This window comes from Streptococcus oralis subsp. oralis, assembly GCF_002096435.1.
Classification (GTDB): domain Bacteria; phylum Bacillota; class Bacilli; order Lactobacillales; family Streptococcaceae; genus Streptococcus; species Streptococcus oralis_AA.
Map to the genome: position 1 here is coordinate 1 of NZ_NCUI01000025.1, position 26,118 is coordinate 26,118.

Annotated in this window: 22 protein-coding genes, 4 tRNA genes and 1 pseudogene; 8 read left to right on the top strand and 19 right to left on the bottom strand. The window is 35.3% G+C overall.

Going from position 1 to position 26,118, the window contains the following annotated elements; genetic code table 11:
• Positions 1-18: 18 nt before the first annotated feature.
• From B7723_RS06285 to B7723_RS06360, 17 genes and pseudogenes are all read right to left on the bottom strand, one after another.
• Positions 19-90, bottom strand: a tRNA-Glu gene (locus tag B7723_RS06285).
• A 67-nt stretch (positions 91-157) separates the two neighbouring features.
• Positions 158-409 (bottom strand): annotated as a pseudogene (locus B7723_RS06290) (23S rRNA (uracil(1939)-C(5))-methyltransferase RlmD); the annotation flags it as partial.
• 39 nt (positions 410-448) lie between these two features.
• Positions 449-2,407, bottom strand: coding sequence for an ATP-dependent zinc metalloprotease FtsH (gene ftsH, locus B7723_RS06295; RefSeq protein ID WP_084850114.1), 1,959 nt, complete (start codon positions 2,405-2,407; stop codon positions 449-451).
• Positions 2,408-2,422: 15 nt separating this feature from the next.
• On the bottom strand, positions 2,423-2,965 hold the full coding sequence (gene hpt / locus B7723_RS06300; protein WP_000889404.1) for a hypoxanthine phosphoribosyltransferase: 543 nt from the start codon (positions 2,963-2,965) through the stop codon (positions 2,423-2,425).
• Positions 2,966-2,969: 4 nt separating this feature from the next.
• Positions 2,970-4,247, bottom strand: coding sequence for a tRNA lysidine(34) synthetase TilS (gene tilS, locus B7723_RS06305; RefSeq protein ID WP_084850113.1), 1,278 nt, complete (start codon positions 4,245-4,247; stop codon positions 2,970-2,972).
• Positions 4,244-5,512, bottom strand: coding sequence for a serine hydrolase (locus B7723_RS06310; RefSeq protein ID WP_084850112.1), 1,269 nt, complete (start codon positions 5,510-5,512; stop codon positions 4,244-4,246). Before B7723_RS06310 ends, tilS begins: the two co-directional genes overlap by 4 nt.
• Positions 5,505-5,627: an SP_0009 family protein gene (locus B7723_RS10730; RefSeq protein WP_000429343.1), complete on the bottom strand. Its 123-nt coding sequence runs from the start codon at positions 5,625-5,627 to the stop codon at positions 5,505-5,507. The genes B7723_RS06310 and B7723_RS10730 overlap by 8 nt, the downstream gene beginning before the upstream one ends.
• A 4-nt stretch (positions 5,628-5,631) precedes the next feature.
• Complete coding sequence (locus tag B7723_RS06315) at positions 5,632-6,000, bottom strand: septum formation initiator family protein (protein ID WP_000041922.1); 369 nt, start codon at positions 5,998-6,000, stop codon at positions 5,632-5,634.
• Entirely contained in the window at positions 5,993-6,259 is a 267-nt protein-coding gene (locus tag B7723_RS06320; protein ID WP_001234975.1) for an RNA-binding S4 domain-containing protein, read from the bottom strand. Before B7723_RS06320 ends, B7723_RS06315 begins: the two co-directional genes overlap by 8 nt.
• 57 nt (positions 6,260-6,316) lie before the next feature.
• Positions 6,317-9,820, bottom strand: a complete 3,504-nt coding sequence (mfd, locus tag B7723_RS06325; RefSeq protein WP_084850111.1) for a transcription-repair coupling factor — start codon at positions 9,818-9,820, stop codon at positions 6,317-6,319.
• Complete coding sequence (pth, locus tag B7723_RS06330) at positions 9,821-10,390, bottom strand: aminoacyl-tRNA hydrolase (RefSeq protein ID WP_061453864.1); 570 nt, start codon at positions 10,388-10,390, stop codon at positions 9,821-9,823.
• Between the two features lie 73 nt (positions 10,391-10,463).
• Positions 10,464-11,579, bottom strand: a complete 1,116-nt coding sequence (gene ychF, locus B7723_RS06335) for a redox-regulated ATPase YchF (protein ID WP_001218700.1) — start codon at positions 11,577-11,579, stop codon at positions 10,464-10,466.
• Positions 11,580-11,663: 84 nt separating this feature from the next.
• Positions 11,664-11,858 (bottom strand): DUF951 domain-containing protein, encoded by a 195-nt coding sequence (locus tag B7723_RS06340; RefSeq protein ID WP_000285188.1) that lies wholly within the window; start codon positions 11,856-11,858, stop codon positions 11,664-11,666.
• Positions 11,859-11,922: 64 nt separating this feature from the next.
• Positions 11,923-13,059: a DNA polymerase III subunit beta gene (gene dnaN, locus B7723_RS06345; RefSeq protein ID WP_084850110.1), complete on the bottom strand. Its 1,137-nt coding sequence runs from the start codon at positions 13,057-13,059 to the stop codon at positions 11,923-11,925.
• A gap of 158 nt (positions 13,060-13,217) precedes the next feature.
• Positions 13,218-14,579, bottom strand: a complete 1,362-nt coding sequence (gene dnaA, locus B7723_RS06350; protein ID WP_084850109.1) for a chromosomal replication initiator protein DnaA — start codon at positions 14,577-14,579, stop codon at positions 13,218-13,220.
• 216 nt (positions 14,580-14,795) lie between these two features.
• A complete protein-coding gene (locus B7723_RS06355; RefSeq protein WP_084850108.1) occupies positions 14,796-15,554 on the bottom strand; it encodes a ParB/RepB/Spo0J family partition protein in 759 nt (252 codons plus the stop codon).
• A 57-nt stretch (positions 15,555-15,611) separates the two neighbouring features.
• The gene (locus B7723_RS06360; RefSeq protein WP_084850107.1) at positions 15,612-16,808 is read right to left on the bottom strand and encodes a S1C family serine protease; all 1,197 of its coding nucleotides are present in this window, start codon (positions 16,806-16,808) and stop codon (positions 15,612-15,614) included.
• Positions 16,809-16,993: 185 nt separating this feature from the next.
• Here B7723_RS06360 and rlmH point away from each other — a divergent pair, with 185 nt between their 5' ends.
• The 7 genes from rlmH to B7723_RS06395 all read left to right on the top strand — a co-directional run bounded on the left by rlmH (position 16,994) and on the right by B7723_RS06395 (position 20,171).
• Positions 16,994-17,473: a 23S rRNA (pseudouridine(1915)-N(3))-methyltransferase RlmH gene (gene rlmH, locus B7723_RS06365; RefSeq protein WP_000694219.1), complete on the top strand. Its 480-nt coding sequence runs from the start codon at positions 16,994-16,996 to the stop codon at positions 17,471-17,473.
• A gap of 43 nt (positions 17,474-17,516) precedes the next feature.
• Positions 17,517-17,590, top strand: a tRNA-Arg gene (locus tag B7723_RS06370).
• A 164-nt stretch (positions 17,591-17,754) separates the two neighbouring features.
• Positions 17,755-17,880 carry a competence-stimulating peptide ComC gene (gene comC, locus B7723_RS06375; protein ID WP_008282505.1) on the top strand — a complete coding sequence of 42 codons (126 nt, stop codon included), beginning with the start codon at positions 17,755-17,757 and terminating at the stop codon, positions 17,878-17,880.
• Positions 17,881-17,900: 20 nt separating this feature from the next.
• Positions 17,901-19,220, top strand: coding sequence for a competence system sensor histidine kinase ComD (comD, locus tag B7723_RS06380; protein WP_084850106.1), 1,320 nt, complete (start codon positions 17,901-17,903; stop codon positions 19,218-19,220).
• Positions 19,217-19,969 carry a competence system response regulator transcription factor ComE gene (comE, locus tag B7723_RS06385; protein ID WP_000866079.1) on the top strand — a complete coding sequence of 251 codons (753 nt, stop codon included), beginning with the start codon at positions 19,217-19,219 and terminating at the stop codon, positions 19,967-19,969. The genes comD and comE overlap by 4 nt, the downstream gene beginning before the upstream one ends.
• Before the next feature lie 51 nt (positions 19,970-20,020).
• Positions 20,021-20,092, top strand: a tRNA-Glu gene (locus B7723_RS06390).
• A gap of 5 nt (positions 20,093-20,097) precedes the next feature.
• Positions 20,098-20,171, top strand: a tRNA-Asn gene (locus tag B7723_RS06395).
• 37 nt (positions 20,172-20,208) lie between these two features.
• Here the strand turns inward: B7723_RS06395 and B7723_RS06400 are convergent.
• A complete protein-coding gene (locus B7723_RS06400; protein WP_000665080.1) occupies positions 20,209-20,751 on the bottom strand; it encodes a TetR/AcrR family transcriptional regulator in 543 nt (180 codons plus the stop codon).
• 128 nt (positions 20,752-20,879) lie between these two features.
• Here B7723_RS06400 and B7723_RS06405 point away from each other — a divergent pair, with 128 nt between their 5' ends.
• Positions 20,880-23,534: a YhgE/Pip domain-containing protein gene (locus B7723_RS06405; protein ID WP_084850105.1), complete on the top strand. Its 2,655-nt coding sequence runs from the start codon at positions 20,880-20,882 to the stop codon at positions 23,532-23,534.
• Between the two features lie 21 nt (positions 23,535-23,555).
• On the opposite strand, the gene B7723_RS06410 is transcribed toward B7723_RS06405, so the two are convergent.
• Positions 23,556-26,108 (bottom strand): YfhO family protein, encoded by a 2,553-nt coding sequence (locus B7723_RS06410; RefSeq protein WP_084850104.1) that lies wholly within the window; start codon positions 26,106-26,108, stop codon positions 23,556-23,558.
• Positions 26,109-26,118 lie beyond the last annotated feature (10 nt).

Genomic DNA, 26,118 nt, shown 5'->3' on the forward strand with positions numbered 1-26,118 from the left:
TTTAGCCACAATACACCATAGTCCGTACGGGATTCGAACCCGTGTTACCGCCGTGAAAAGGCGGTGTCTTAACCCCTTGACCAACGGACCTTGAGCTTTTCAACTCTTTCTATTATACCTACTTTTTTACCTTTGTCAAGGACTTTTTTCAGTGAAGTTAATTTTTTCTTTTCTTCACTAACTTAACCACTGCTTCTGTCCGTGCAGTGTGGGGAAACATATCGACCGACTGGATATACTTGAGATCATAGACTTTTACTAGTTTAACCAAATCTCGTGCCAAGGTTGAAACATTGCAGAATACATAGACCATTTTGTCTGAAACATAGGTCAGAATGGTATCCAACAACTTATCATCTAAGCCTGTACGACGAGGGTCGACTATCAAGGCATCTGCTCGGTAGCCATCACATTAGAACATAAAAAGAGAGGTTGAACCTCTCTAAATTTATTTTTCTTCACTCATTTTTGATTTTACTTCATCATAAGATAGTGCATGGGATTCCTCTTCTACGGTCTCAGGCATTTTACCTGTTTCGTAAAGAGATTTAATCTGTGTACTATCTAATGTTTCGTATTTCAACAATGCTTCTGCAATCAACTTATGTGTTTCACGATTTGATTGGATAATTTCAGCAGCTTTGTTTCGTGCCTCATTTAATAATGAACGAACTTCCTCATCAATCTCATAGGCTGTTTGCTCTGAAATTGATTTTTGAGGACTTTGTGCACCAAACATAGCATGATTACCTTCGTATTGAACTGGGCCAAGTTTTTCACTCATACCGTATTCAGTGACCATTGAACGCGCCATCTGTGTAGCTTGTTCAAAGTCATTTGAAGCTCCTGTCGTTTGGACATTAAAGATAATTTCTTCAGCTACACGACCACCCATCAAACCTGCTAATTGTTCTTTCATATCTTCTTTAGAAAGAAGCATTTGATCCTCTTTCGGAAGCGCAATCATGTAACCACCTGCACGTCCACGTGGTACAATGGTAACTTTATGAACAACACGGGCATTTGACAAGACTAAACCAACAATAGTATGTCCAGCCTCATGATAAGCAACCAATTCCCGTTCTCTTTGTGATACTGTTTTATCTTTCTTAGATGGTCCAGCAATCACTCTGTCCTCTGCCTCATCAATATCTGAAGCATCAATGATTGATTTGTTGCGACGAGCAGCAACCAAGGCCGCCTCATTTAGAACATTTTCCAAGTCAGCACCAACAAAACCTGGGGTTTGTTGAGCAACTAGTTTCAAATCAACATCGTCTGCGAGAGGTTTATTTTTAGCGTGAACTTTCAAGATTGCTTCACGACCTTTAACATCAGGGCGACCAACTAAGACTTTTCTATCAAAACGTCCTGGACGAAGAAGAGCTGGATCGAGGACATCTGAACGGTTTGTCGCAGCGATAACGATAATTCCTTCATTACCCTCAAAACCATCCATTTCAATTAAGAGCTGGTTCAAGGTTTGCTCACGTTCATCATTTCCTCCACCGAGGCCGACACCACGTTGGCGACCAACAGCATCAATTTCATCGATAAAGATGATGGCTGGTGCTGCTTTTTTTGCATCCTCAAAAAGAGAACGAACACGACTTGCACCAACTCCGACAAACATTTCTACAAAGTCAGATCCTGAAATGCTAAAGAATGGAACGCCTGCTTCTCCGGCAACCGCCTTAGCAAGCAAAGTCTTACCTGTTCCCGGAGGTCCCTCTAAAAGAACACCCGCAGGAATACGCGCACCAAGTTTGGTAAATCGTTTTGGATCTTTTAGGAATTCAACAACTTCAACTAATTCTTGTTTTTCTTCCTCGGCACCTGCAACATCTGAAAATCGTACCTTGATATCTTCTTTGTTAGCGGCCTTGGCCTTGCTACGTCCAAAACTCATTGGATTTCTACTATTGTTTCCTCCCATATTTCCCATCATAGAGAATAGGAAAAAGAAGAGAATAGCAAATGGTACAACAGAAACAAGGATATTGATCCACATACCGCTTGAACTCTCATGTTTGACTGTTACCTCTGCCTGATGTTCCGAAGCAAGTTTTTGCAATTCTGAAACTGTTGAATCAGACGGAAGAATAGTACTTGAGAATCTTTCTACTGTTGTAGCTGTAGGAGGGAAAAATTGAATTCCTGTTTCTTCTTTACTAGTCTTAGGATTTTTATAAACACCAGACACTTCAATGACGCTACCATTTGGCTGATAGGTTAATTCTTTTACATTGTCTGCTGTAATTTCTTTTACCAGTTCTGTATAGTTAATTTTTTCGCTTCGCCCAGCAGTATTTCCAGAGTAAAAATACTGGAATCCTGTCACTAGGAAGAAGATAATTAACAAGTATAGAAATGGATTTCTAATTAAACCATTATTTTGTTTTTTCATTAAAGATAAATCTTTCTAATTTGAATAAACTTCTTCTTTCAAAACTCCAACATAAGGAAGGTTACGATAATTTTCTTTATAGTCCAAACCATAACCTACTACAAACTCATTTGGAATAGTAAAGCAAGTATAATCTGCCTCAATTTCAACAACGCGTCCCTCTGGTTTGTCCAACAAAGTCGCAATTTTAACAGAAGCTGCTTCTCTTGCAATAAACATATCTCTCAAACTCTTCAAAGTTTGACCTGTATCAATGATATCCTCTACAAATAAAACATGTCTTCCTTTGATATCTTGAGTCACGTCTTGCTTGATATTGATCACACCACTACTTGCTGTTCCACCATGGTAGCTAGATACCATCATGAAGTCCATCTCAATATGCGTATCAATATGTTTGACCAATTCAGCCATAAAAGGAATCGATCCTTTCAAAATTCCAATAAGAATTGGATTTTTCCCCTCATATTCTTTTGTTAGTTGCGCACCTAGCTTTTTAGCTGCTTCTGTAATTTCATCATGTGAAACGAGGATTTTTTTAATATCGTGTTCTAACATCTTTTTACCTATCTATTTTTTCTATATAAATCACAGTGTTCATTATATCATTTTTCGTGTTTTTACTCAAATCACTGGTCGCAATTCCTAAAATTGAGACAATTTCTCCAAATTGCTCAATAATAGGGGTTGTTTTTCGTTTTTCAATAGGGATTTTCAAATCTATAAATAAGCGTCTCAGTTTCTTTCGATGACCATTTAGGGTAATAATGTCGCCAGGTTTTCGACATCTAATATGTACAGATGTTTCCCGTGAAACCGTTACTTTTTGAACAAAATTCCCTTCAATAGGGATGCCAAAGGAAAATAAATAGCCCTTATATCGAACTTGATTTTGATAGTGTAACACAAGTTCATCTTCCTTTTCATCGGCCTGAGGACTGATTTTACAAACTCGAAAATTCTGATACTCTTTTATCAATTCATAACCATTTTTCAATGGGTGACGATACTGGCTTTTCCTTGCTAAAATCTGTCGAACTTCATCAAACTGAGCCTTCGTCAGATTTAAGTCTGGAAATTGATTAAGATAGTTTTGGAGCAAGATTCCTTGAGTTTGTTGAGAGTATGAAAATAGCTCATTCAAATCTTCCACATCAATTTGTTTCGAAAGTTCCGTTATTGTTGCCTGGTAATCTGAAATTTCCCTTCCTAAATCTAAAAGGGCGGATTTAAGACGAGGATTTTCTTTTTCAAGCTCTGGTATATACCTATTCCGAATGCGATTGCGAAAATAGGTGCTTTCCTGATTTGTTTGATCTTCGAAATGAAAAATTGGTGAAAAATCCTTTTTATGAAATTGCAACAAGGGACGGATGATTTCAATATCATCAACTACTTGACTTTCTTTTATTCCTGTTAAATGACGTAGCCGACTTCCTCGAATCAAGCGCATCAAAATCGTTTCAACTTGATCATCTGCATGGTGGGCGGTAACCAAGGCAGTCGCTCCAACCTCTTTCATAATTTTCCTAAAAAAATCATAACGAAACTCTCGAGCACGCGCTTCTGAAAAGTCTCCTGAAAAGCTTGTGATATAAATAGGAAGTTCAGCTGCATCAGCTAACTTCCTTAGTTCATTTTCCTCCCAATCAGATTCCCTTCTCTGCTTGTGATTGACATGTGCTAAAATCAACTCAATTCCCAACTCATTTTGATAAGTAGACAATAGCTGGAATAAAAACATTGAATCCAGTCCGCCAGACAAAGCTAACACGACTTTCGAATGTTTTTTGAAATACTCTTTTCGGAGAAAATGATTTAAAAAATCCTGTTCCCTCATTTTAGAACCTCATAGACATCCTTAGCTATCTTAGCAATAGTATCATAATCAGAATTTTTGGTAAAAATAGAAAGAACGAAAGGAGAATCCGTATAGACAATGGCAGTGTCATGTTTAAACTCGTCGGCATCTCCAATTTTATGAGCTACCTTAACTGAAACACCTTTTGCGATTCGTTGGTTGTCAAAATCAGTCTTACCTAGAGACTCTAGGACAAAACCATTCTGATTATAAATAGCTTCCATGACCTTTCCAGCCATTTTTGAAGAAGTCAATTTATCATTCACATCCCAATCTTCACCCATAATGGTGGACATTTTTTCTTTGAAAGCCCCATCAGATTGATTGGTCACGTAATAACCTAAAATATTATGAGCAACATTGTCAGACTCTTTTGTTACCTTGGTAATTAACTGTTGAAGACTGTATTCTTTGTTATCTTCTTTTTTAGGTAAGCTACCACTACCTTCTGGTTTATAGGACCCAGGGAAACTATTTACTTCCGGGACATACTTGAAGCTACTGTCTAACGTATATTCCCCTTGATTTATCTTATCTTGAGCGTAATAAAGGTAGGCTAGTTTCAAGATACTAGCTGCATAGAGTTTGCTGTCTTCATTCACCCCAGCCTCTTTACCTGTACTCAATTGTTTAACATAAATAGAATAATTTTCGTTCTGATAGTTGTTTGATAAAACTTCTTGAACCTTCTGGATGCGATTGTCTTCTTCTGAGGTGAACTCTTTTGATACCCACCCAACTTGATCGATATGAAGAAATTCTTGTCCCTCAGCAAAGAGAGCTCTATCCACCATTACGCGTTGATAGGGAGAGAGGGATGAAGAAATTTCTTTCGCATCATAGGGACTGTTATAGATAACAAACCCCTGCTCCAACCATACTTGTCTATTTTGAGTTTGAACTTGACTTTGATCATAGACCAAACGCTTATCTGCAAGGATAAACTGGTGATTATCTAATTTAAAAACAGGAACACCTTGTCTATTCAAACGCCATTCTACGATTTTAAAGGTGGTTCCAGTAGTCAATTTACCAGACTCCTTAACAAGATCCTCATTAGCATAGACGGCTGTTTCTCCATATACCATTGGGGATTCCAGAGATTCTTTATAGTAGAATCCATAATCAGACTCAGTTAGATAATAAATTTCTTGCGAAGAGTAAGGAAGCTGTTTTTCTGTGCTAACTACTCTTGAGGTTATGATAAAAGCAGGTAGCAATAAAACTACTAAGAACTTACGCATTCTTCTCTTCCCTTTCTTCTTGTAATCGTAATAAATGGTTTTTAGCTGCCAATTCCTCTAATTTTTCATCTGATAAACTTAAAAATTGCTCAACAACTTCCAATAAATTTTCCATGACATTACCTCGGAAGCAAATCAGGAATTGTGTAAATTGCTTCTCGTTTCTTTGAGTAATAGTACTTGGCGCGTGCATATTTTGCTACATAGTCTTCATCTTTCAACTTTGCAGCAAAGGCGGATTCCTTATCCTTTTCATCACTAAGAGTTTGGTACTGCTCTTTCAACTCTGTTAATTGCTGACGACGTTGCAGTAACTGATCATAGCTTTGAGCCAAGTTATAAGTTGGTAAAATAAACAACAAGATCATCAAAATAAGGACCCAACCCATAAAACGATTTCGTTTTTGTCTCTCCTTCATCAGGTAACGACGACGTTGATGTTCATTTTGAATAAAAGAATTATTCATCTGTACAATATTTTTAGACATTTTCTTCTACCCGTGTTTCACTGAGAATTTCATACATGCCTGCTGCGTCTTCTTTTTTTGTACTATCTTTCATTTCTAGTACTTTAACAAGCAACAACTTATTTCCAAAGCGAATTTCAACTTGGTCATCAACTTTCAAATCCGTTGAACTTTTGGCCAAGATTCCGTTCACCTTGATTCTACCTTTATCTGCTACTTCTTTTGCGACTGTGCGGCGCTTAATAATTCGTGATACTTTTAAATACTTGTCTAATCTCATTTTTATTACCTCAAATTATTATTGTACCATTTTTATCCTTTTTATAGAAGAAAAATGTTAAATGGGATTTGCTTCCTTTGATTCTTTTATCTCTAATAAACTTTCTCCAAAAATCAGCAAACCTTCTAAAATTTCATAATCCTTCTTGTTTCGGACATCGAATACAACTTCCATTAATCCCTTATTCTCAGCTATGGCTGCTTTTAAGTTCGTTGCGGATAAAGCTTTAAAATAATCTTGAGCCAAGAATAGTCGTTGAGTGACTTTTTCAAATTGAACTGTAATCTTATTTTCTTTTCTTTCCACACGTTCTACAAATACCTTGTCAAAATATGACTTGACCAAACCAATCTCTAAAAGATATGCTACTACATCTGGGTATTCTCCAAAACGATCCATCAATTCTTCTTGTAGTTCTTCATAGTTTACACGATTGTCAATTTGACGAATTTTCTTGTAAATTTCAATCTTATGTCGTTGATCAGAAATATAAGTGTCAGGAAGATAGGCGTCGATTTGTAAAATCAACTCAGCATTTCCTTTGATTCTTTTATTCCCATTACCGTTCCGTTTAGCGATAGCTTCCTCTAATAACTGTGAATACAATTCAAAACCAACAGAATCAATGAAACCAGACTGCGATTTTCCTAGGAGATTTCCTGCTCCACGAATCGAAAGATCTCGCATCGCAATCTTAAATCCTGAGCCTAATTCTGTAAATCCCTTAATAGCTTCTAATCTCTTCTCAGAAACTTCACTGATTGATTTTTCTGGACGATACATGAGATAGGCATAAGCAATACGATTACTACGACCGACTCTTCCTCTTAACTGATATAAGGTTGACAAACCCATATGATCTGCATTTTCAATAAATAAGGTATTGGCATTTAGAATATCTACCCCTGTCTCAATAATAGTAGTCGTCACCAAAATATCATACTGACCTTCAATGAAATCCAATAAAGTATTTTCCAACTGAATTTCACTCATTTGTCCATGAACAAACACAATCGAAGCTTCTGGAATCAACTCCTGTAATTCTGAAACCTTCTGGTCAATCGTGTCAACTTTGTTGTAAAGATAGTAAACTTGACCTCCACGCTCCATTTCACGCAAGACAGCATCACGAATGACACTATCATTCTTCTCTAATACATAGGTTTGCACTGGATAACGATTGGTCGGAGGTGTTTCAATAACAGACAAATTTCTGATTCCCAACATAGACATATGAAGAGTACGTGGTATTGGAGTAGCTGTCAATGTTAAGACATCCACTTGTTTCTTCAGTTCTTTCAATGTTTCCTTATGCTTGACACCAAATCGTTGCTCTTCATCAATAATCATCAAGCCTAGATCTGAAAAGACAACATCTTTTGACAAAACACGATGCGTTCCAATCAAAATATCGACTTGACCATTCTTTAATTTTTCAAGTGTCTCTGCCTGCTCTTTTTTACTTCTAAAGCGACTCAACACATCAATATTAACAGCAAAATTTTGGAATCGTTCCTTAAAATTCGTATAGTGCTGTTGCGCTAAAACCGTTGTTGGAACTAGAACGACCACCTGTTTGTGATCATTGACTGCCTTAAAAGCAGCACGCATTGCTACTTCAGTCTTCCCAAAACCAACATCCCCAACTAAAAGTCGATCCATGGGATGAGAATCCTGCATATCTCTCTTGATTTCCTCAATACTACGAAGTTGATCATCCGTTTCAACGTAAGGGAAAGCATCATCAAAAGCATGTTGCTCATCATCATCAGCCGAGAAAGCAAACCCCTTCAACTGACTACGCTCAGAATAAAGCTTGATTAAATCGTCAGCTATATCCTCTACTTGGTTCTTAACTTTTTGCTTGGCCTTTTTGAAATGACCATCATTTAATTTATTAAGTTTTGGCGCTTTCCCATCACTTGAAACATATTTAGACAGTAACTGAATCTGCTCTACTGGGATGGAGATTTGGTCACCATTTTGATACTGTATACTGACATAATCACGGTGAATACCTTGGATTTCAATTGTTTCGATTCCTAAATATTGACCAATTCCATGGATATGGTGAACAACGTAGTCCCCTTTTTCAAGTTCATTATAATCTTTTAATCGCTCTGCGTTTGAAGCATGTTGTCTTCGAAAACGACGTTTTAATTTCTTTTGAAAAATCTCATGTTCAGTAATCAAGAGAATTTTTTCATCTACAAAATGAAAACCATGTCTTAGATTACCCTCAATCAAGTTTACAGATTCTTTACAGATACTTGACTTATCTTTGGAATCCAATTTGATCTGATATTCCTCTAAAACATCCTCCAACGTCTTACTTCCCATTGAATTGCTAGACTGCAAAATAATAGTGTAGTCCATTTTTTTGTATCGCTCAATTTCTTCTTTTAAAAATGAAAATTGATTAAAAAACTCTTGCATGGGGTATTGATTAAATTGATAAATGTGATCAAACTTAAGATTTCCTAAGCCCTTTTGCAGATTGGAGAAAAAGGTAACTGGACTTTGTTTTTTATAGGTTTGCTCTGTATCTGCAAAATACTGCATCTCAGAAAATGATTTACCATTCTGTAAATCTTCTGTAAAGTATTGCGCTAACTCTCTTTCAAAGGCTTCATACTGATTCATCAATTTTTGATAGTCATCAAAGAATACTGGTGTATCTTTTTCAATATAATCAAATACAGTCCATGTTTTATCGTAACATAAGGACAAAAACTTTCGACTATCTGAATGTACTTGTTTTTGATGAAAACTTGACAAAATCTCTTCCAAATATGATTTTAAAATTGGTGATAGAGTCTTTGAAATTTGCTTTTCTAAAGCTGACTGTCCTCGTTGATAATCTTTTTCTCTCAAAAGTATGTCGCTAGCTGGAAAGATAGTGAGGTTTGTCTGATTTTCTTTCGATAATTGTGTTTCGACTTCAAAAGTACGAATACCATCTACTTCATCGCCAAAAAACTCGATTCGGAAAGGTTCTAACTGAGACATCTCAAAAATATCTAAAATGTCTCCTCGAATACTAAACTCACCTTGTGTCTGTACTTGAGTAACTTTTCGATATCCAATTTCCTTTAATCGGTGAAGTAGCTCGTGTTGGTCATATTCTTCACCAACTGCAATTTTTATAATACTTTCTTTAAATCTAGTCGGAGAGGGTAGAATCAATCGACTCGCTGCGATATTACAAACTAAAATCCCTTTCTTAGACGGATCACTCAAAAAACGCAAGGCCTCAACCCGCGAAATGATTTTTTCTTGCGAAGACATCAAAAACTCTACCATAGGAGAGTCATCAACCAAAAATGGATAGACAAGTTCCTCTCCTAAAAGAGAAAGAAGATCACTGATAATTCGTTCTGCTTCTCCATAAGTTGAAGTCAGTAACACAATCTTATTTTCTTTTTCTAGACTGCTTGCAATTGCAAGAGCCTTGGTAGAAGTTGATAAACCAAGTATTAGTTGTCTTTTCTTATCTATCAGATTTTGATGCCATTTTTTTATCTGGTCATTTTCTGAGAATAAATCTAATAAAGTCACCATTTAGCCGTTATACCTCTGCATTGTTTTCTCAAAGTTTTTCTCTTGTAAATAGTAGTTTACAGCATCGTCAACCTTGTCAATAGACTGTAAAATACCCACATAGTCATCCTGATCAAACTTACTTAAAACATGATGAACAACTGACATGCCTTTTTTAGGTCTTCCAATACCTATTTTAACACGGTTAAATACCTGAGTCCCTATATGTTGAATAATAGACTTGATACCATTATGACCACCTGCTGATCCCTTTGCTCTTAAACGAATTTTCCCGACTTCCATGTCAAGGTCGTCGTAAATAACGAGTAAATCTTCAATATCCAAACCATAGTAAGTCAATAAAGCATGAACCGCTTTCCCACTTTCATTCATGAAAGTCGTTGGTTTAACAAGATAGATTTTTTCTCCATTTAAAAAAAATGATGCTAGGTCAGCTTGAAATATCTTGTCGTGTGTAAAGGTGACATTTTGTTTTTTAGCTAGTTGGTCAATCAACATAAAGCCAACATTGTGCTTGGTTTCAAAATATTTATCCCCTGGATTTCCTAATCCAACAAGTAATTTTGTCATTTATTTTTCCTTTCAAAAGCCAAAAGGGTTGGAATTTTTTTCCAACCTAATTGACACTATTTATTAAATGTTATTAAACGTTAAAGCGGAATTCCATGATATCGCCATCTTGAACGATATATTCTTTTCCTTCTTCACGCAAGCGCCCAGCTTCTTTTACAGCCTTTTCAGATCCGTATTTCACTAGATCCTCATATGACATGGTGACTGCACGAATAAAGCCTTTTTCAAAGTCTGAGTGGATAATACCAGCTGCTTGAGGAGCTTTCATCCCTCGCTTAAAGGTCCAAGCACGGACTTCTTTTTCACCAGCTGTAAAGTAAGTTCCGAGTCCTAGTAGATGGTAAGCAGCTCGAGTCAACTTATCAACGCCTGATTCTGTCAATCCAAGTGCTTCAAGAAACTCTTGCTTATCCTCATCGTCTAACTCAGAAATTTCTTCCTCAGCACGCGCGGAAATAACTACTACTTCAGCATTCTCTGTCGCTGCGAATTCTCGAATTTGTTTCACATAGTCGATAGAATCTGGATCTGAAACTACATCCTCATCCACATTAGCAACATAAAGAACTGGTTTAGTAGTCAAAAGGAAGAGACCTTTAACAACCTTTTGTTCCTCATCTGTGAATTCAATGGTACGAGCTGATTTCCCGTCTTCAAGGACTGGTTTAATTTTTTGAAGAACGTTAAACTCTGCTACTGATTCTTTATCTTTTTGCGTACGTGCCATCTTTTCTACACGCGCATAGCGTTTATTAACTGATTCTAAGTCAGCAAGAATCAACTCTAGGTTAATGGTATCAATATCTGCAAGTGGATCCACAAAGGCGTCTTCACGTCCTTGCTCGCGCATAACATTTTCATCATCAAAAGCACGCACAACGTGAACAATCGCATCTACTTCACGGATATTGGCCAAGAATTTATTCCCTAGACCTTCTCCTTTTGATGCTCCTTTTACAATCCCTGCAATATCTGTAAATTCAAAGGTTGTTGGGACTGTCTTTTTAGGTGTAATCATTTCCGTTAGTTTTTGTAGGCGTTCATCTGGAACTTCCACCATCCCAACGTTTGGATCAATAGTCGCAAATGGGTAGTTTGCCGCCTCTGCTCCTGCTTTTGTAATTGCATTAAAAAGGGTTGATTTACCAACGTTTGGCAAACCAACGATACCTGCTGTTAAAGCCATAGTTTCTCATTCTCCGTTCTCATTTCAATCCCTAACATTATAACACAAAAAGGGAAAACTTGCTAACCCTCTAACTAAGGGTTCTTAGTCAATAATTTTATTCATTTTTCGTTCAAAATCATAGCGACTCATCATAACAACGTGATCACAATTGCTACATTTGATTTTGATATCTGCCCCTACGCGTGTAATTTCCCAACGATTAGCTTTTTTACCTGTTGATTTAATTGTGCAAGCATGTGGTTTTTTCATCTCAACAAAATTTCCAACTTGATACATACTACTCTCCTTTTCTTTTTTGATTATATCATAAAAGAGGCGAGCCAGGCTCAACCTCTTTCACTTAATTTGTACGAACTGGTGTAATGAGCTGCGTGAAATCTTCGTCAGTATCTGCTGGCACAAGAGTAAATGGACGAACTGCTGAGATAAAGCTAATAGTCACCTTTTCGCTATTTAAAGCCTTGAGGGAATCAATCAAGTAAGTTGGGTTGAAACTAATAGTCAAATCATCCCCGGTCACCTGCTCCGTATCGATTTCTTCGTTTACTTTACCAACTTCTGGAGAGTGAACATGGGCGCTAACAACTCCACCTTTAATTTCAAGCTTCACAGTACCATTTTGAGTCGCACTTGATAAGAGACGTGCACGTTCCATAGATTGACGCAAATTGACCACATCAAAAGTAATTGTAGTGTTAAAGTCTGTTGGAATCAAGCGATCTGTATCAGGATAATTACCTTCTAGGAGACGAGTGTAGAAGCTAATATTTTCGCTTCTAAAGAGGATTTGATTATTTGCAAAGAAAATCTCCACAGTTTCAATATCATCCGTAAATACAGCTGAAAATTCTCGTAGAGAACGACTAGGAATCACCACATCAAAATCATCACCATTTTTTTCAAGAGTCAATTTCTTCTGGCTAAGGCGGTGTGAGTCTGTCGCAACTGTTTTTAGTTCCTTGTGTTGGCTCAATACGAAGTGGACACCTGTTAAGATTGGACGACTTTCTTGCGTACTTGCAGCAAAGGCTGTTTCGTTGATAATTTTCTTGAGCAGTTTTGTTTCAAGAACCAAAGGAGTACTTGCTGAAATTTCTTGGATTCGTGGATACTGTTCGCTATCTTTTCCTTTTAGAGTAATTTCTGATTTGCCACTGGTTAAGACAATTTGTTTTTGTTCAATCTCTTTGAAATCTAGCGTTACATCTGGAAGACTGGATACCACATTGATAAAGAAAGAAGCTTCAAGAAGAATCGAACCCAAAGAAGTGATCAAGAGACCAGCATCTTCATTCTTTTGAGAAATGAAATTTTCAATAGAAATTTGACCGTTTGATCCAATTAAAGTAATTCCTTCATTGGTAACGTCAATTTTGATTGTTGATAAAATTGGAATAGCATTTTTAGAGCTTATTGCTCGTTTTGTGGTATTTAAGGCTTGTAGAAATAAATTTTTATTAATTGAAAAATGAATCATGGATTCTCCTTTATTTATTTTTAGTATTAGAAAGTTAATAGTAATAATAGAGTGTGTGAATTCTGTGGAAAACTGAGTGCTATTTAGTAAACTTAAGCTTCTAAGCTTGTTTAAAAAATGTGGATAAAAAAGATAAGAAAGGAAAACTTATCCACAAGCTACTTAATTTTCTTTTTGATTGCTTCTATTTCTAAACGTAAATTATCGTCTTCGTCAATCAATGATTTGATTTTAGCATGGGCATGAATAACGGTGGTGTGATCCTTTCCGCCAAATTCTTTTCCGATTTTTGGAAGACTGTTATCTGTCAGTTCTCTAGCTAGATACATAGCAACCTGACGTGCCAAAACGATGTTCTGAACTCGTCTCGTACCTTTCATTTCTTTAACACTCACTCCATAAAAATTACCAACTTCAGTTTGGATTTTCTCAATTGGAATAACAAGTATCTGGCGGGCGTCTTGCTTACGTGCTCTAATAGCTTCCGCAGCAATATCAATAGTAATATCCTTAATCTTCTTCACTCTGGCAATTAAAGTGATATCGTTGATTGCTCCTTCTAATTCTCGAACATTTGAATCAAATTGGCCAGCCAAGTATTCTAGAGTATCATTTTGGAAATGGTAATCCAAGTGCTCTGTTTTACTTTGAAGAATGGCGATACGTGTCTCAAAGTCAGGAGGGGTGATATTTTGCGTCAATCCCCAGCTAAAGCGTGTAACAAGTCTTTCCTCAAGGCCTTCTAGGTGTTTAGGACTTCGATCACTGGTTAGGACAATCTGTTTCTGCTTATCATGAAGAGCATTGAAGGTATTGAAAAATTCTTCCTGGGTCGCGACTTTTTTGCCACTGAGAGATTGGATATCATCGATCAACAAGAGATCAAGACTACGGTAAGTCTTTTTGAAATTTTCCATTTCCCCAAGTCGCAAGTGTTCAAGAAAGTCATTGATAAAGCTTTCGGCAGGAATGTACTTGACACGCGCATCAGGAATATTTTTCAAAATCTCATTTCCAATCGCATTGAGCAAGTGAGTCTTTCCAAGACCAGGTCCTCCATAGATGAAAAGAGGATTATAGGTCAGAGCTAAATCTTCAGATACAGCTAGTGCAGCAGATACCGCCCAAACATTCCCATCACCTTGAATAAAGTTATCAAAGGTATATTTTTCTTTTAATCCTGTTTCAGAATAGAGAATCGTTGGTAGTGAAGGTGTGTAATCGTAAGTAGAGACACTATTCGTATCATTTACTTGAGGAGATTCTGTACTCTGAGGTTTAGTGAAAATATAGTGAGGTTTGATTTCAGAATCATAAATTTCAAAACCAGCAGCAACAATAATATCTTTTAATTGCTTTTCCCACACCATTTCCATCTCTGATCTCGGTAGAAATATAGTAGCTGTGTTTTCTTCTACTTTGACGAGTTCAGCAGGTGTAGCATAGAAATCATACATAGATCGTGTCAATCTTTCTTGAGCAAATTCTAAAATACGATTCCAAAATTGCTTTTCTTTCAACTAATTTTCCTCCTTTACTATGATTTTAGTAGTTTAGTGCTAGACTTATTTTACCATAGATAATAGGATTTTTCCACAGATTGAGGAAAAGAATCCACAATGTTAGTAGTATTTATCCACAGGTTGGGGATAAATAAGAGAATCCTTGATTTAGTAGGCTTTTTGATAAAAAAATTGGTGGATAAATTTGTGGGTTGAGAAAATAAAAGAACAGCCTTATTTCAGGCTGTTAATAATTCTATCGTATTCTTCTTGACTTGAAAAGGAGATAATAATCTTTCCAGTACCTTTTTTTGAAAGTTTAATTTCTACACTTAAACCGAGTAGTTTTTTTAATTTATCTTCTTCGTCTTTGATGAAAGAATCACTTTTTTTTTGCTTCTTGTGTTTTTTCTCTGTAAGAAGTGCTTCTAACTTTCTCACAGAAATATCTTCATTTTTGATTAGTTGGAAGAAATAGTCTTGCTGCTCTTTGTCCAAACCAACTAGTGAACGTGCATGCGCTTGAGAAATTTTTCCATTTTCTACTTCAGTTAAGATATATTCTGGTAGGGAAAGCAAACGAATAAAATTAGTGATATAAGGACGAGATTTCCCCATTTTATCCGCTATCTCAGTGTGAGTAAATCCTTTTTCTACTAAAGATTCGTAGGCGCGTGCTTCTTCAACAGGATTTAAATTTTCTCTCTGCAAATTCTCAATGATTGACTGGATTATCATTTCCTGATCTGAGAGGTGCTTTACAACGGCTGGAATAGAGGTCAGACCAGCCAAGAGAGAAGCCCGATATCGTCTCTCTCCTGCAAGGATTTCATAACCAATTACAGGAGATTGACGAACGATGATTGGTTGGATGAGCCCATTTTCTTTGATTGACTGAGCTAATTCATTTAGTTTATCTGTATCAAATTCTTTCCGAGGTTGGTAAGGATTCTTTTGTATTTCAGAGATAGAAATCATTTCAAATTTTTCCATGATTCTACACTAACATATCTTTTACTTTCTGTAAAGTTTTCTTTACACTGATGTCAATTAAGACTCTAAATCACCAGAATTCTTATCTAGTTTAATTGAGGTTGTTTCCTCCTTACCGTTACGGTAGTAGGTTACTTTGATAGTATCTCCGATAGCATGATTGTAAAGAGCATGTTGTAGGTCTGTTGATGAGGTAATCTCTTTGTCGTCAACTTTGGTAATGACATCGTATTTTTGAAGATGTCCATTTGCTGGCATATTGTTTTGAACGGATCGAACAACTACACCTGAAGTGAGGCCACTTGGAATGTTAAGTTTTCTAAGATCACTAGCTCCAACATTTGATAGATTGACCATTTGAATTCCAAGAGCTGGACGAGTCACTTTACCATCACTTTCAAGCTGTTTAATGATATTTTGTGCATCGTTTGAAGGAATTGCAAAACCAAGACCTTCTACAGATGTTCCACCATTACTTGCAATTTTACTTGATGTAATACCAATTACTTGTCCTTGAATGTTTACAAGTGGACCACCAGAGTTACCAGGGTTAATGGCTGTATCTGTTTGAATGGCTTTTGTTGAAATAGCTTGACCATCTTCAGATTTTAGAGAAACATTTCGATTAAGACTTGAAATAATCCCCTGTGTAACTGTATTAGCATATTCTGAACCTAGAGGACTACCGATAGCAATCGCTGTTTCTCCAACACTAAGTTGACTTGAATCCCCAAATTCTGCTATTGTTGTAACTTTTTCTGAAGAAATTTTAACGACAGCAATATCAGAGAAAGTATCAGATCCGACAATTTCACCAGGAACCTTAGTACCATCTGCCAAGCGAATATCAACTTTTGAAGCTCCATTGATAACGTGAGTATTAGTTACAAGATAGGCATCTTTATCATCCTTTTTATAGATAACACCTGATCCCTCACTTGCGATTTGTTGATTGTCTGAATCAGAGTTAGTTTCGTCAGCATTAAATACACTACTTTGTCTACTGCTAGAAGAAGAATAAGTAATGATTGAGACAACAGCATCCTTAACTTTATTTACTGCTTGAGTGGTTGAATTTTCATTCTTATAGGATGTTTGAGTGACAGTGCCAGAATTATTATTCGTAGCTTGATTTCCTTGTTTTTGATAAAGTTGTAATGTTACGAAACTTCCTAAGGCACCACTTAAAAATCCTATTAGAATGATTACAAGAACTTTAACTCCCTTTTTGTAAAATTTTTGTAAGTGTTTCATAAACGCCTCCGTTTGTTATTTATTTACTCAGATTATAAACCTATTAACTTAATCCAAACTTAAAAGCTTAAAGTTTTACACAAGTTGTGGATAACTCGTTTTATTCTGTGAATTCACTAGTAATTTTGAATGATTTTTGTGTGTATAAGATGTGAAATGAAGTGTGGATATGATAGAATAGAAGAATGAAAATAAAAATTGTAACAGTGGGAAAATTAAAAGAAAAATACCTTAAAGATGGTATTGCTGAATATACCAAACGAATTTCACGTTTCGCCAAATTAGAAATGATTGAGCTTACTGATGAGAAGACACCTGACAAAGCCAGTGAATTAGAAAATCAAAAAATCTTGGAAACAGAAGGTGAAAGAATTCTTTCTAAGGTTGGAGAAAGGGACTTTGTCGTTGTACTAGCTATTGAAGGAAAAACACTCTCCTCAGAGGAATTTAGTAAGCAACTAGAGCAAGCTTCTATCAAAGGATATTCAACACTTACTTTTATCATTGGAGGGAGTTTGGGTCTAGCTCCTGTTGTAAAAAATAGGGCCAATCTTTCTGTCAGTTTTGGACGTCTGACATTACCACATCAGTTAATGAGATTGGTTTTAGTTGAACAAATTTACCGTGCTTTTACAATTCAACAGGGTTCTCCTTACCACAAATAGAAGATTGACTTAGCTCTTGTTTTTTGATAGAATGGTCATGTTAGGTCTCATAGCTCAGCTGGATAGAGCATTCGCCTTCTAAGCGAACGGTCGCAGGTTCGAATCCTGCTGGGATCAATTTTAGATGCGAAGCTGGGGTAAATCCCAGCTTTTTTCTTAAAAAAGTGCGTTTCAGGTGCAAAAATGTACAGTTGGGAAGAATTTTTTCTTACATGGTCTTCATTTTGTATAATAGATGTGTAAGTTAACTTACAAGAAAAAATAATACAGGAGATTTCATTATGAAAAATACAGTAAAGTTGGAACAATTTAAAGAGGTAACAGAGGCAGAATTGCAGGAGATTCGAGGTGGAGATAAAAGACTACCTTACTTTTTTAAACATCTTTTTTCAAATAGGACAAAGTAGTAATATTATAGGGTGATAGGATGAGTTTATTAGGATTTGGAATAGTTATTCTTCATATTTTTATTTTAACAATAAGCTATGAATTAATTTGTAAAGTAACTAAAAAAGAAAGATATTTATTTATAGCCTGTATATTTATATATCAGTCTGTAGCTGAATTTTTCTTTGACTTTATTTCATTAGCTGGGTTAGGGATTGAAAAGTTTATATTTCCTTTTATTCTATATACTTCTATAGTAGTTTTAAAGAAGTATGATAAGCATAAAGGAATGTTTATCAGTTTACTATTGTCTTTATTATATCATAGTACACATACTTTTTTATCAGTAACCCTATCCTCTATAACAGGTGATGCTTTTGTGATAGAACATGAAGTGATGTTTTATTTAGGAGTACTATTACTAACATATTTTATTATTAAAAAAATTATTACTTATTTCCATTTAGAACTTACCTATTTTGATAAAGATTATCTGTATCCTTTTTTAAAAAAAGTAATAGTTGCTTTCTTTGGTTTACATATCTTATTGTTTATTTCAGATATAGTAAGTACAACTCATCATTTAAATAGCTTCGGAAGTATTTTATCAACCATTGTTTTTATTTGCTTGTTATTGATTTTCTTTGCAATGAATTCTCACAAGGTTCAAATTGAAAAAGAGATTGCTCTAAAACAAAAGAAATTTGAACAAAAGCATTTACAGACTTATACTGATGAAATTGTGGAGTTGTATAATGAAATTCGAGGTTTTCGTCATGACTATGCAGGGATGCTTGTCAGTATGCAAATGGCGATTGACAGTGGAGATTTACAAGAAATTAACAGGGTTTACAATGAAGTCCTAGTAAAAGCAAATCAGAAATTGAGGTCAGAAAAATATACTTACTTTGATTTAAATAATATAGAAGATTCTGCTTTACGAAGTTTAATTGCTCAATCGATTGTCTATGCACGAAAAAATGATGTAGAGTTTACATTGGAAGTAAAAGATGTTATTACTAGATTGTCAATGGATTTACTTGATCTTGTTCGCATCATGAGCATTCTATTAAATAATGCTGTCGAAGGTGCCACAGATAGTTACTTGAAACAAATGGAAGTTGCAGTCATTAAAATGGATTTTGAAACAGTTATAGTTATCCAAAATTCATGCAAAATCACTATGACGCCTTCAGAGGATCTATTTGCCTTAGGTTTCTCTACCAAGGGAAGAAATAGAGGTCTAGGACTTAATAATGTCAAAGAGATTTTAGATAAGTATGACAACATTATCTTAGAAACAGAGATGGAAGACAACACATTTAGACAAATTATTAGATTTAAGAGGGAATTCGAATGAAAGTATTAATTTTAGAAGATGTTATTGAACATCAAGTGAGACTAGAGAGAATATTAAATGAAATCTCGGAAGAATCGAATATTCCTATTTCATATAAGACAACAGGAAAAGTTCGTGAGTTTAAAGAATATATTGAAAATGATGAAGTAAACCAGCTTTATTTCCTAGATATTGATATTCATGGAATCGAGAAAAAAGGCTTTGAAGTGGCTCAATTTATCCGTCATCACAATCCTTATGCTATTATTGTCTTTATTACTAGTCGATCTGAATTTGCTACCTTAACGTACAAATACCAGGTATCAGCCCTAGATTTTGTTGATAAAGATATCAATGATGAATTGTTCAAAAAACGCATCGAGCAGAGTATTTTTTACACTAAGAGCATGCTGCTTGAAAACGAAGATGTTGTAGACTATTTTGATTACAACTATAAAGGAAATGATTTGAAAATTCCTTACCATGACATTTTGTATATCGAAACCACAGGAGTTTCTCATAAACTTCGGATTATTGGTAAGAATTTTGCAAAAGAATTCTATGGAACTATGACAGATATTCAGGAAAAGGATAAACATACCCAGCGATTTTATTGCTCCCATAAATCTTTCCTTGTCAATGTGGGAAATGTGAGAGAAATTGATCGAAAGAATTTAGAAGTTGTCTTTTATGAAGATCATCGTTGTCCAATTACTCGTTTAAAAGTCCGCAAACTAAAAGATATTCTAGAGAAAAAATCTAAAAAGTGATTGACAATTAGTAAGAAATTGATATAATGGTTATATCTGCTACAGATAGATGGTCCGTTGGTCAAGGGGTTAAGACACCGCCTTTTCACGGCGGTAACACGGGTTCGAATCCCGTACGGACTATTTTATCCGCCATAGCTCAGTTGGTAGTAGCGCATGACTGTTAATCATGATGTCGTAGGTTCGAGTCCTACTGGCGGAGTCAGATAAAAAAGAACACCATTGGTGTTCTTTTTCTTTTAGTTGACATCACCTAACATTTTCATAAGGAAGTCAGTCATTTCTTGCGGACTTTCTTTTTTTCCGTGAGCAATCCAAGTCTGGCAAACACCAAATAGGGCATTTGTTAGATAAATACTGCTGTATTCTAATTCTATTGGAGTGAGTTGTAGTTTCATAAAGCGTTTCTGAAGGTCGGTGCTAAGCATAATGTGAAGCTTATTTCTCAAGAAATTTTGGATTTCTTTTGTTCCATTTTCAGACAAGAGAGCAGCTAATAGTGGTTCAGACTCTAAATATTCAAACACTTCTAAAATAGCATCTCTTTTGTGATGAGCATGTTTTTGGAAAATATACTCAAAGGTATGAAATAGCTTACTTTGGTAGAGTTCAATCATATCATACTTATCCTTGTAGTGAGTGTAAAAGCTGGAACGACTAATTCCGGCTTTTTCTGCTAACTTGACAGTAGAAATTTGATCAAAGGGCTGGTCCATCAATAATTGAACCATGGCATTTTCGATAATTCGTTTTGTTTTTAAACGTTTGTTACTTTCTTTCATAATTTCTCCTCGTACACAAAAATAGACTATATGTCTAAAAAAGTATTTTTTATCTTGTAATTTAGATTTTTTAATGTATAATCTATTATATCAAAAATTTAGACAATATGTTTAAAAAAGGAGGAAATATGTTTAAAGAATGGAAAGAAATTTTTAAAAAACCGACCTTTATCATTGTAATGATAGGGATTTCTCTCATTCCAGCTTTATACAACATTATATTTTTATCGTCCATGTGGGATCCATATGGTCAAGTATCGGAGTTACCTGTGGCAGTTGTCAATAAAGATAAGGAAGCTTCTTATAATGGACAGACTATGACAATTGGTGAAGACATGGTGTCTAATTTAAAAGAAAATAAGACTTTAGATTTTCATTTTGTTAATGAAGAGGAAGGGGAAAAAGGTCTAGAAGATGGTGACTACTACATGGTAGTAACTTTACCAAGTGACTTATCTGAAAAGGCTACTTCTATTCTAACAAATCATCCTGAACAAATGCAGATTGATTATCAGACGTCAAGTGGGCATAGTTTTATTGCAAGTAAGATGAGTGATTCAGCTATGACACAATTAAAACAAACCGTTTCTACTAATGTTACTGAAACGTATACCAAGGCTTTGTTTAAAAAAATGAATGATTTGAAGTCTGGGATAAACAAGGCAGCTGATGGAAGTGAACAATTGGCTAATGGAGCAAATCAGTTGGTGACGGGAAGTCAAACATTGACGACAAATCTTAATACTCTAGCTAACTCAAGTGTAACTTTTTCAAATGGAGCTGATCAATTTACAAAAGGTTTATCTAGCTATGTATCTGCTATAGAGCAATTACATATTGGTCTAGGGACTTTTAATAGTGGTTTACAAAGTTATACAAATGCCGTTTCACAAGTTGACACTGGACTTGGTCAATTAGCATCAAGAACTCCTGAATTGGTGACAGGTGTAAATCAGCTAAATACAGGTATAAAGTCCTACACAAGTGGGGTTTCACAATTGGATACAGGTCTCAATCAATTTTCAGTTGGTGTAAATGCTTATACAAGTAGTGTGAAAGAACTTTCTAACGGAACAAGTCAATTATCCAATCAATCAGATACACTAAGAGATGGAATGGAGCAATTAAATACTGGTATTAAAGAAATTTCAAGTCAATTAGAGTCCTCATCTCAACAAAGTGAAGAAATAGCGCAATTGGCAACAAGCTTAGGAGAACTAAATAAAACACTACAAGCTCTTACAATATCAGATGACACTCAACTGAAAAGTAAATTTTCAGAAGCTTTGCCAAATCTAACAACTCTTGCACAGGATATTGTGACTAAAAGTCAGACAGAACAAGAGAAAACTATTGCTAACCTTCAATCAACAGCTACTTATCAATCTCTTACAGAGGAACAAAAGAAAGAACTGACAGAAGCTATTTCTAAAAATTCTAATTCTATTATTGAGTCAGCAAAAACAATTTTAACAACAGTAGGGGGATTAAAAGAAAGTATAGAGAATTCAGAACAACAAGTATCTAATCTATCTGATGTGCAGACGAAAGCAAATCAACTCTTACCTGCAGCATCTAGCTCCTTGACAACCTTGTCAAATGGATTTACAACATTACAAACTTCTGTAAATAATCAGTTAGTTCCTGGAAGTCAGTCAATTGAAAAAGGAGTTGTAAACTATACTAAAGGATTGGATACTATTTCTATAGGTGCTAATCAACTAAGTGAAAAGAATGCAAGTTTAACAACTAGTCTAGATCAATTAGTTTCTGGATCAAGTAAGTTGACAGAAAACACATCAACCTTGACAGCTGGAGTAGATGCGTTAGCTGGAAAAGCTCCAGAATTAGTATCAGGTATAGAAAGTTTGTCATCTGGTTCTGCTCAATTGAATAATAAGAGTCCAGAGCTGATAGCAGGTATTACTACATTACAATTTGGCTCTGGTCAATTAACAGATAAATCAACACAGTTACTTTCTGCAGCATCTCAACTAGGAAGTGGCGCTATGAAGATTGCAGATGGTGCTGGAAAACTAGCAGATGGTGGAACAACTTTAACCTCTAGTCTTGAAGATTTACAAACAGGAGTTGATTCATTAGGACAAGGATTAGGCAATGCTAATAATCAACTCAAATCAGCTTCGACAGAATCTAAAAATGCAGAAACATTATCTGAACCTCTAGTTCTCTCAAAAACAGACAATGACCAAGTTCCTGTGAATGGGATTGCCATGGCTCCTTATATGATATCAGTTGCTCTTTTTGTTGCTGCTATATCTACCAATATGATTTTTGCTAAGTTGCCTTCTGGACGTCATCCAGAGAGCCGTTGGGCTTGGTTGAAGTCTCGCTCTGAAATAAATGGGATTATAGCTGTCTTAGCAGGTGTTTTAGTTTATGGAGGTGTCCATCTTATTGGATTGACTGCGAACCATGAGATGAGGACCTTGATTCTAATTATAATCACAAGTTTAGCTTTCATGTCTATGGTGACAGCTTTAACAACTTGGAATAGTCGTATAGGAGCTTTCTTCTCTCTTATTTTACTTTTATTACAGTTAGCATCAAGTGCAGGGACCTATCCACTTGCTTTGACAAATGATTTCTTTAAGGGTGTCAATCCTTGGTTACCAATGAGTTACTCTGTATCAGGTTTACGACAAACAATCTCTATGACAGGAAATATTCATCACCAAGTGATTTTCCTTATTATAACACTAGCTTTCTTTACTGCTTTAGGTATGCTAGCTTATCAACCTAAGAAAATGGAAGAAGATTAAAAAGATTGACCAAGGAATTGGTCAATCTTTTTCTGTCTTAGATAAATTTCGTCTGTGATTATAGATCCCAAAAAGAAGAAGGGCAGTTAGTGAGCAGGCTGCTCCAATAACAAAACCATTGGGAATAAAGGAAAGTGTAATGGTGCCTTTTCCTTTTGGAACATCAACTTTCATAAAACCAGTTTGAGCCTGCTTGATTTCAAGTTTTTTCCCATCCTGGTATGCAGACCAACCTTTGTCATAAGGAATAGTGAAGAAAATAGAGGTATCTTGTTTTACTTCATATGTAGCAAAGACTTTATTTTTAGAGGTGGATACTTCTACAGGTTGTTCTTTAATCTTTTGAATTGCCTCAGTAAGAGCCTGAGTATCTAAACGATAGAAGGTTGGAGATTCAAATGACACCTGAGAATTTCCAGGGAAACTAACACTGATATTGAAAGTTTTTTGTTCTTCTGTATAGCCTAAATTAAAGAAATTGAAAGCATTGTCAGTTGTAAAAGTCTTTTTTTCTCCATTGACAATGATGTCAACTTTCTTTTGCTTATCGTTTGTAAAATGAAGATTTGAAAAAGAGAGATAGACTTGACTATTTTGAGGAACCTCAATTTGATAATCAATCTTTGCATCTTCATTCGCAGAACCTGTGATGCTCGTTAAACCATCTGAAGTATCTGTTTTATCATATGCTATTTGGGAGAAGTAATCCATGTTGAGATTAGCAAGATGGTTTATAAATAAAGCCTGATTATCTAGAGTGTGATTATTAAAGTTTACATCGGTGTAAATAGATTGAGTGGCAAAGGCAATGGGTAAAGAGAGTTGATTTTTATATAAGGTTAAATGATCCTTTTGATAAATCTCTTGAAAGCCATACTTATCAAGTGAAGTTTCAGAAATATTGTACTGGATTCCAAATAAACTATCTGCTAAAAGACTATTATTTGCATAACGGAGATTGAGGTTAGTTCCAGAGGATTTGAATCCCAGTTTATCCAAACTAGTGCTAGCTGAACGATTTCGTACAGACGAAAATTGAGAGATTCCATTGTAGTTAAATTTCATACTGTCATTCCCAGTCTGAATTTGCAGTTTTTCAGTACGTGTAAATGGATTGTCAATTTGGTTTAGAATGGATTCCATAGCGGTGATATCTCTATTATAGGCGCTACGAGAAGCAAAGGCCCATTCTTTAGCTATTCCTTCCATTTGAGATGAAGCATTTAAGCTTATCTCAGCTGTTATAAATATAGACAAAAGAATTGCAAATAGATTTACAGAGATAAACTTTCTAATGACTGCAAGAAGTAAAAGAGCATAAACTAGTAGAAATTCAAGAGTGAGTAGGATATTCAAATCAGTTAAAAAAGAATAGTGTGATTTAAAATAGACAGTGGCCAAAAATCCTGTTAGTACAAGAAAAAGTGAGAAAAATAGATTCCATAGCTTCAGTTCTTTCAGACGATTTAATACTTCTGCTGCAGTATAAATTAACAGAGTGGAAAAAATCCAAGCATAGCGATGCAAAAACATATTCGGGGTATGCATCCCTTGCCAAAATAAATCAAGTGCCTCTATGTAAAAGCTTGTTATTAAAAAAGTAAAAAAAATTGCATAGATAAGTTTCACGTGAAACCTTATGGATTTTATTGTGAAAAATAGAATGGTTAAAATAAAAGGAAGCAATCCAACAAAAATCATTGGTATGGATCCATACTTAGTTGTATCAAAAGATCCAATGAATTGTTTTGCGAAAATATCCAGATACCAGCTACTTTCTGTTTTTAATTTTGTGATGGCAGTTAACTTCTCCCCATGAGTTTGTAAATCAAACAGTGTAGGAAGAGTCATAATCAAACTAGCCATTCCTGCTAAAAAGGAAGTGATAATAAAATCTATAAAAGATGATTTTCGAGTTTTAAAGTCCCAAGAAATTTGGCAGAGATACCAGAAAATAAGAAACAATGCTGTCATATACCCAAAATAATAATTTTGAATAAATAAGATTGACAAACTTGTAAAGTATAGTAGGCGCTTCTTTTGTGTTATAAGTAGGTGTAAACCAGTTATAATTAAAGGAATTAAGATAAAAACATCTAGCCAGGTTTTAATCTCTAACTGACTGACAGTGAAGCTCATTAAAGCATAGGAAGTAGATAAGGCAAGTTTTAAAAATTTTGGGATATCTTTAAATAATCTATTTAGACTAAAGAAGGTTGACAGACCAATCAATCCAAATTTTAAGAGAGTGGTCAGATAAACAGCATCTGGCATATTCGACAGATTAAAAAAGTAAACCAGAGGTGAGAGAAAACTACCCGAGTAATAACTAGATAGAGCATAGAAATTCAGTCCGAGGCCACTTGTAAAGGTGTAAAACAAACTGCCATTTCCATGTAGAATATTTCGTAAAGCTACATCAAAAATAACGTATTGATGAAAACCATCTCCTAATAGTGGAGATGAATCGCTATTCCAGTAGATACCTTGAGTTAGGTATACTCCAGTCATAATTACTAAAGGAATGATGAAAGAAACAAAATAGGTCCAATATGTTTTAAAAAATGATTTCATGTTACCTCGT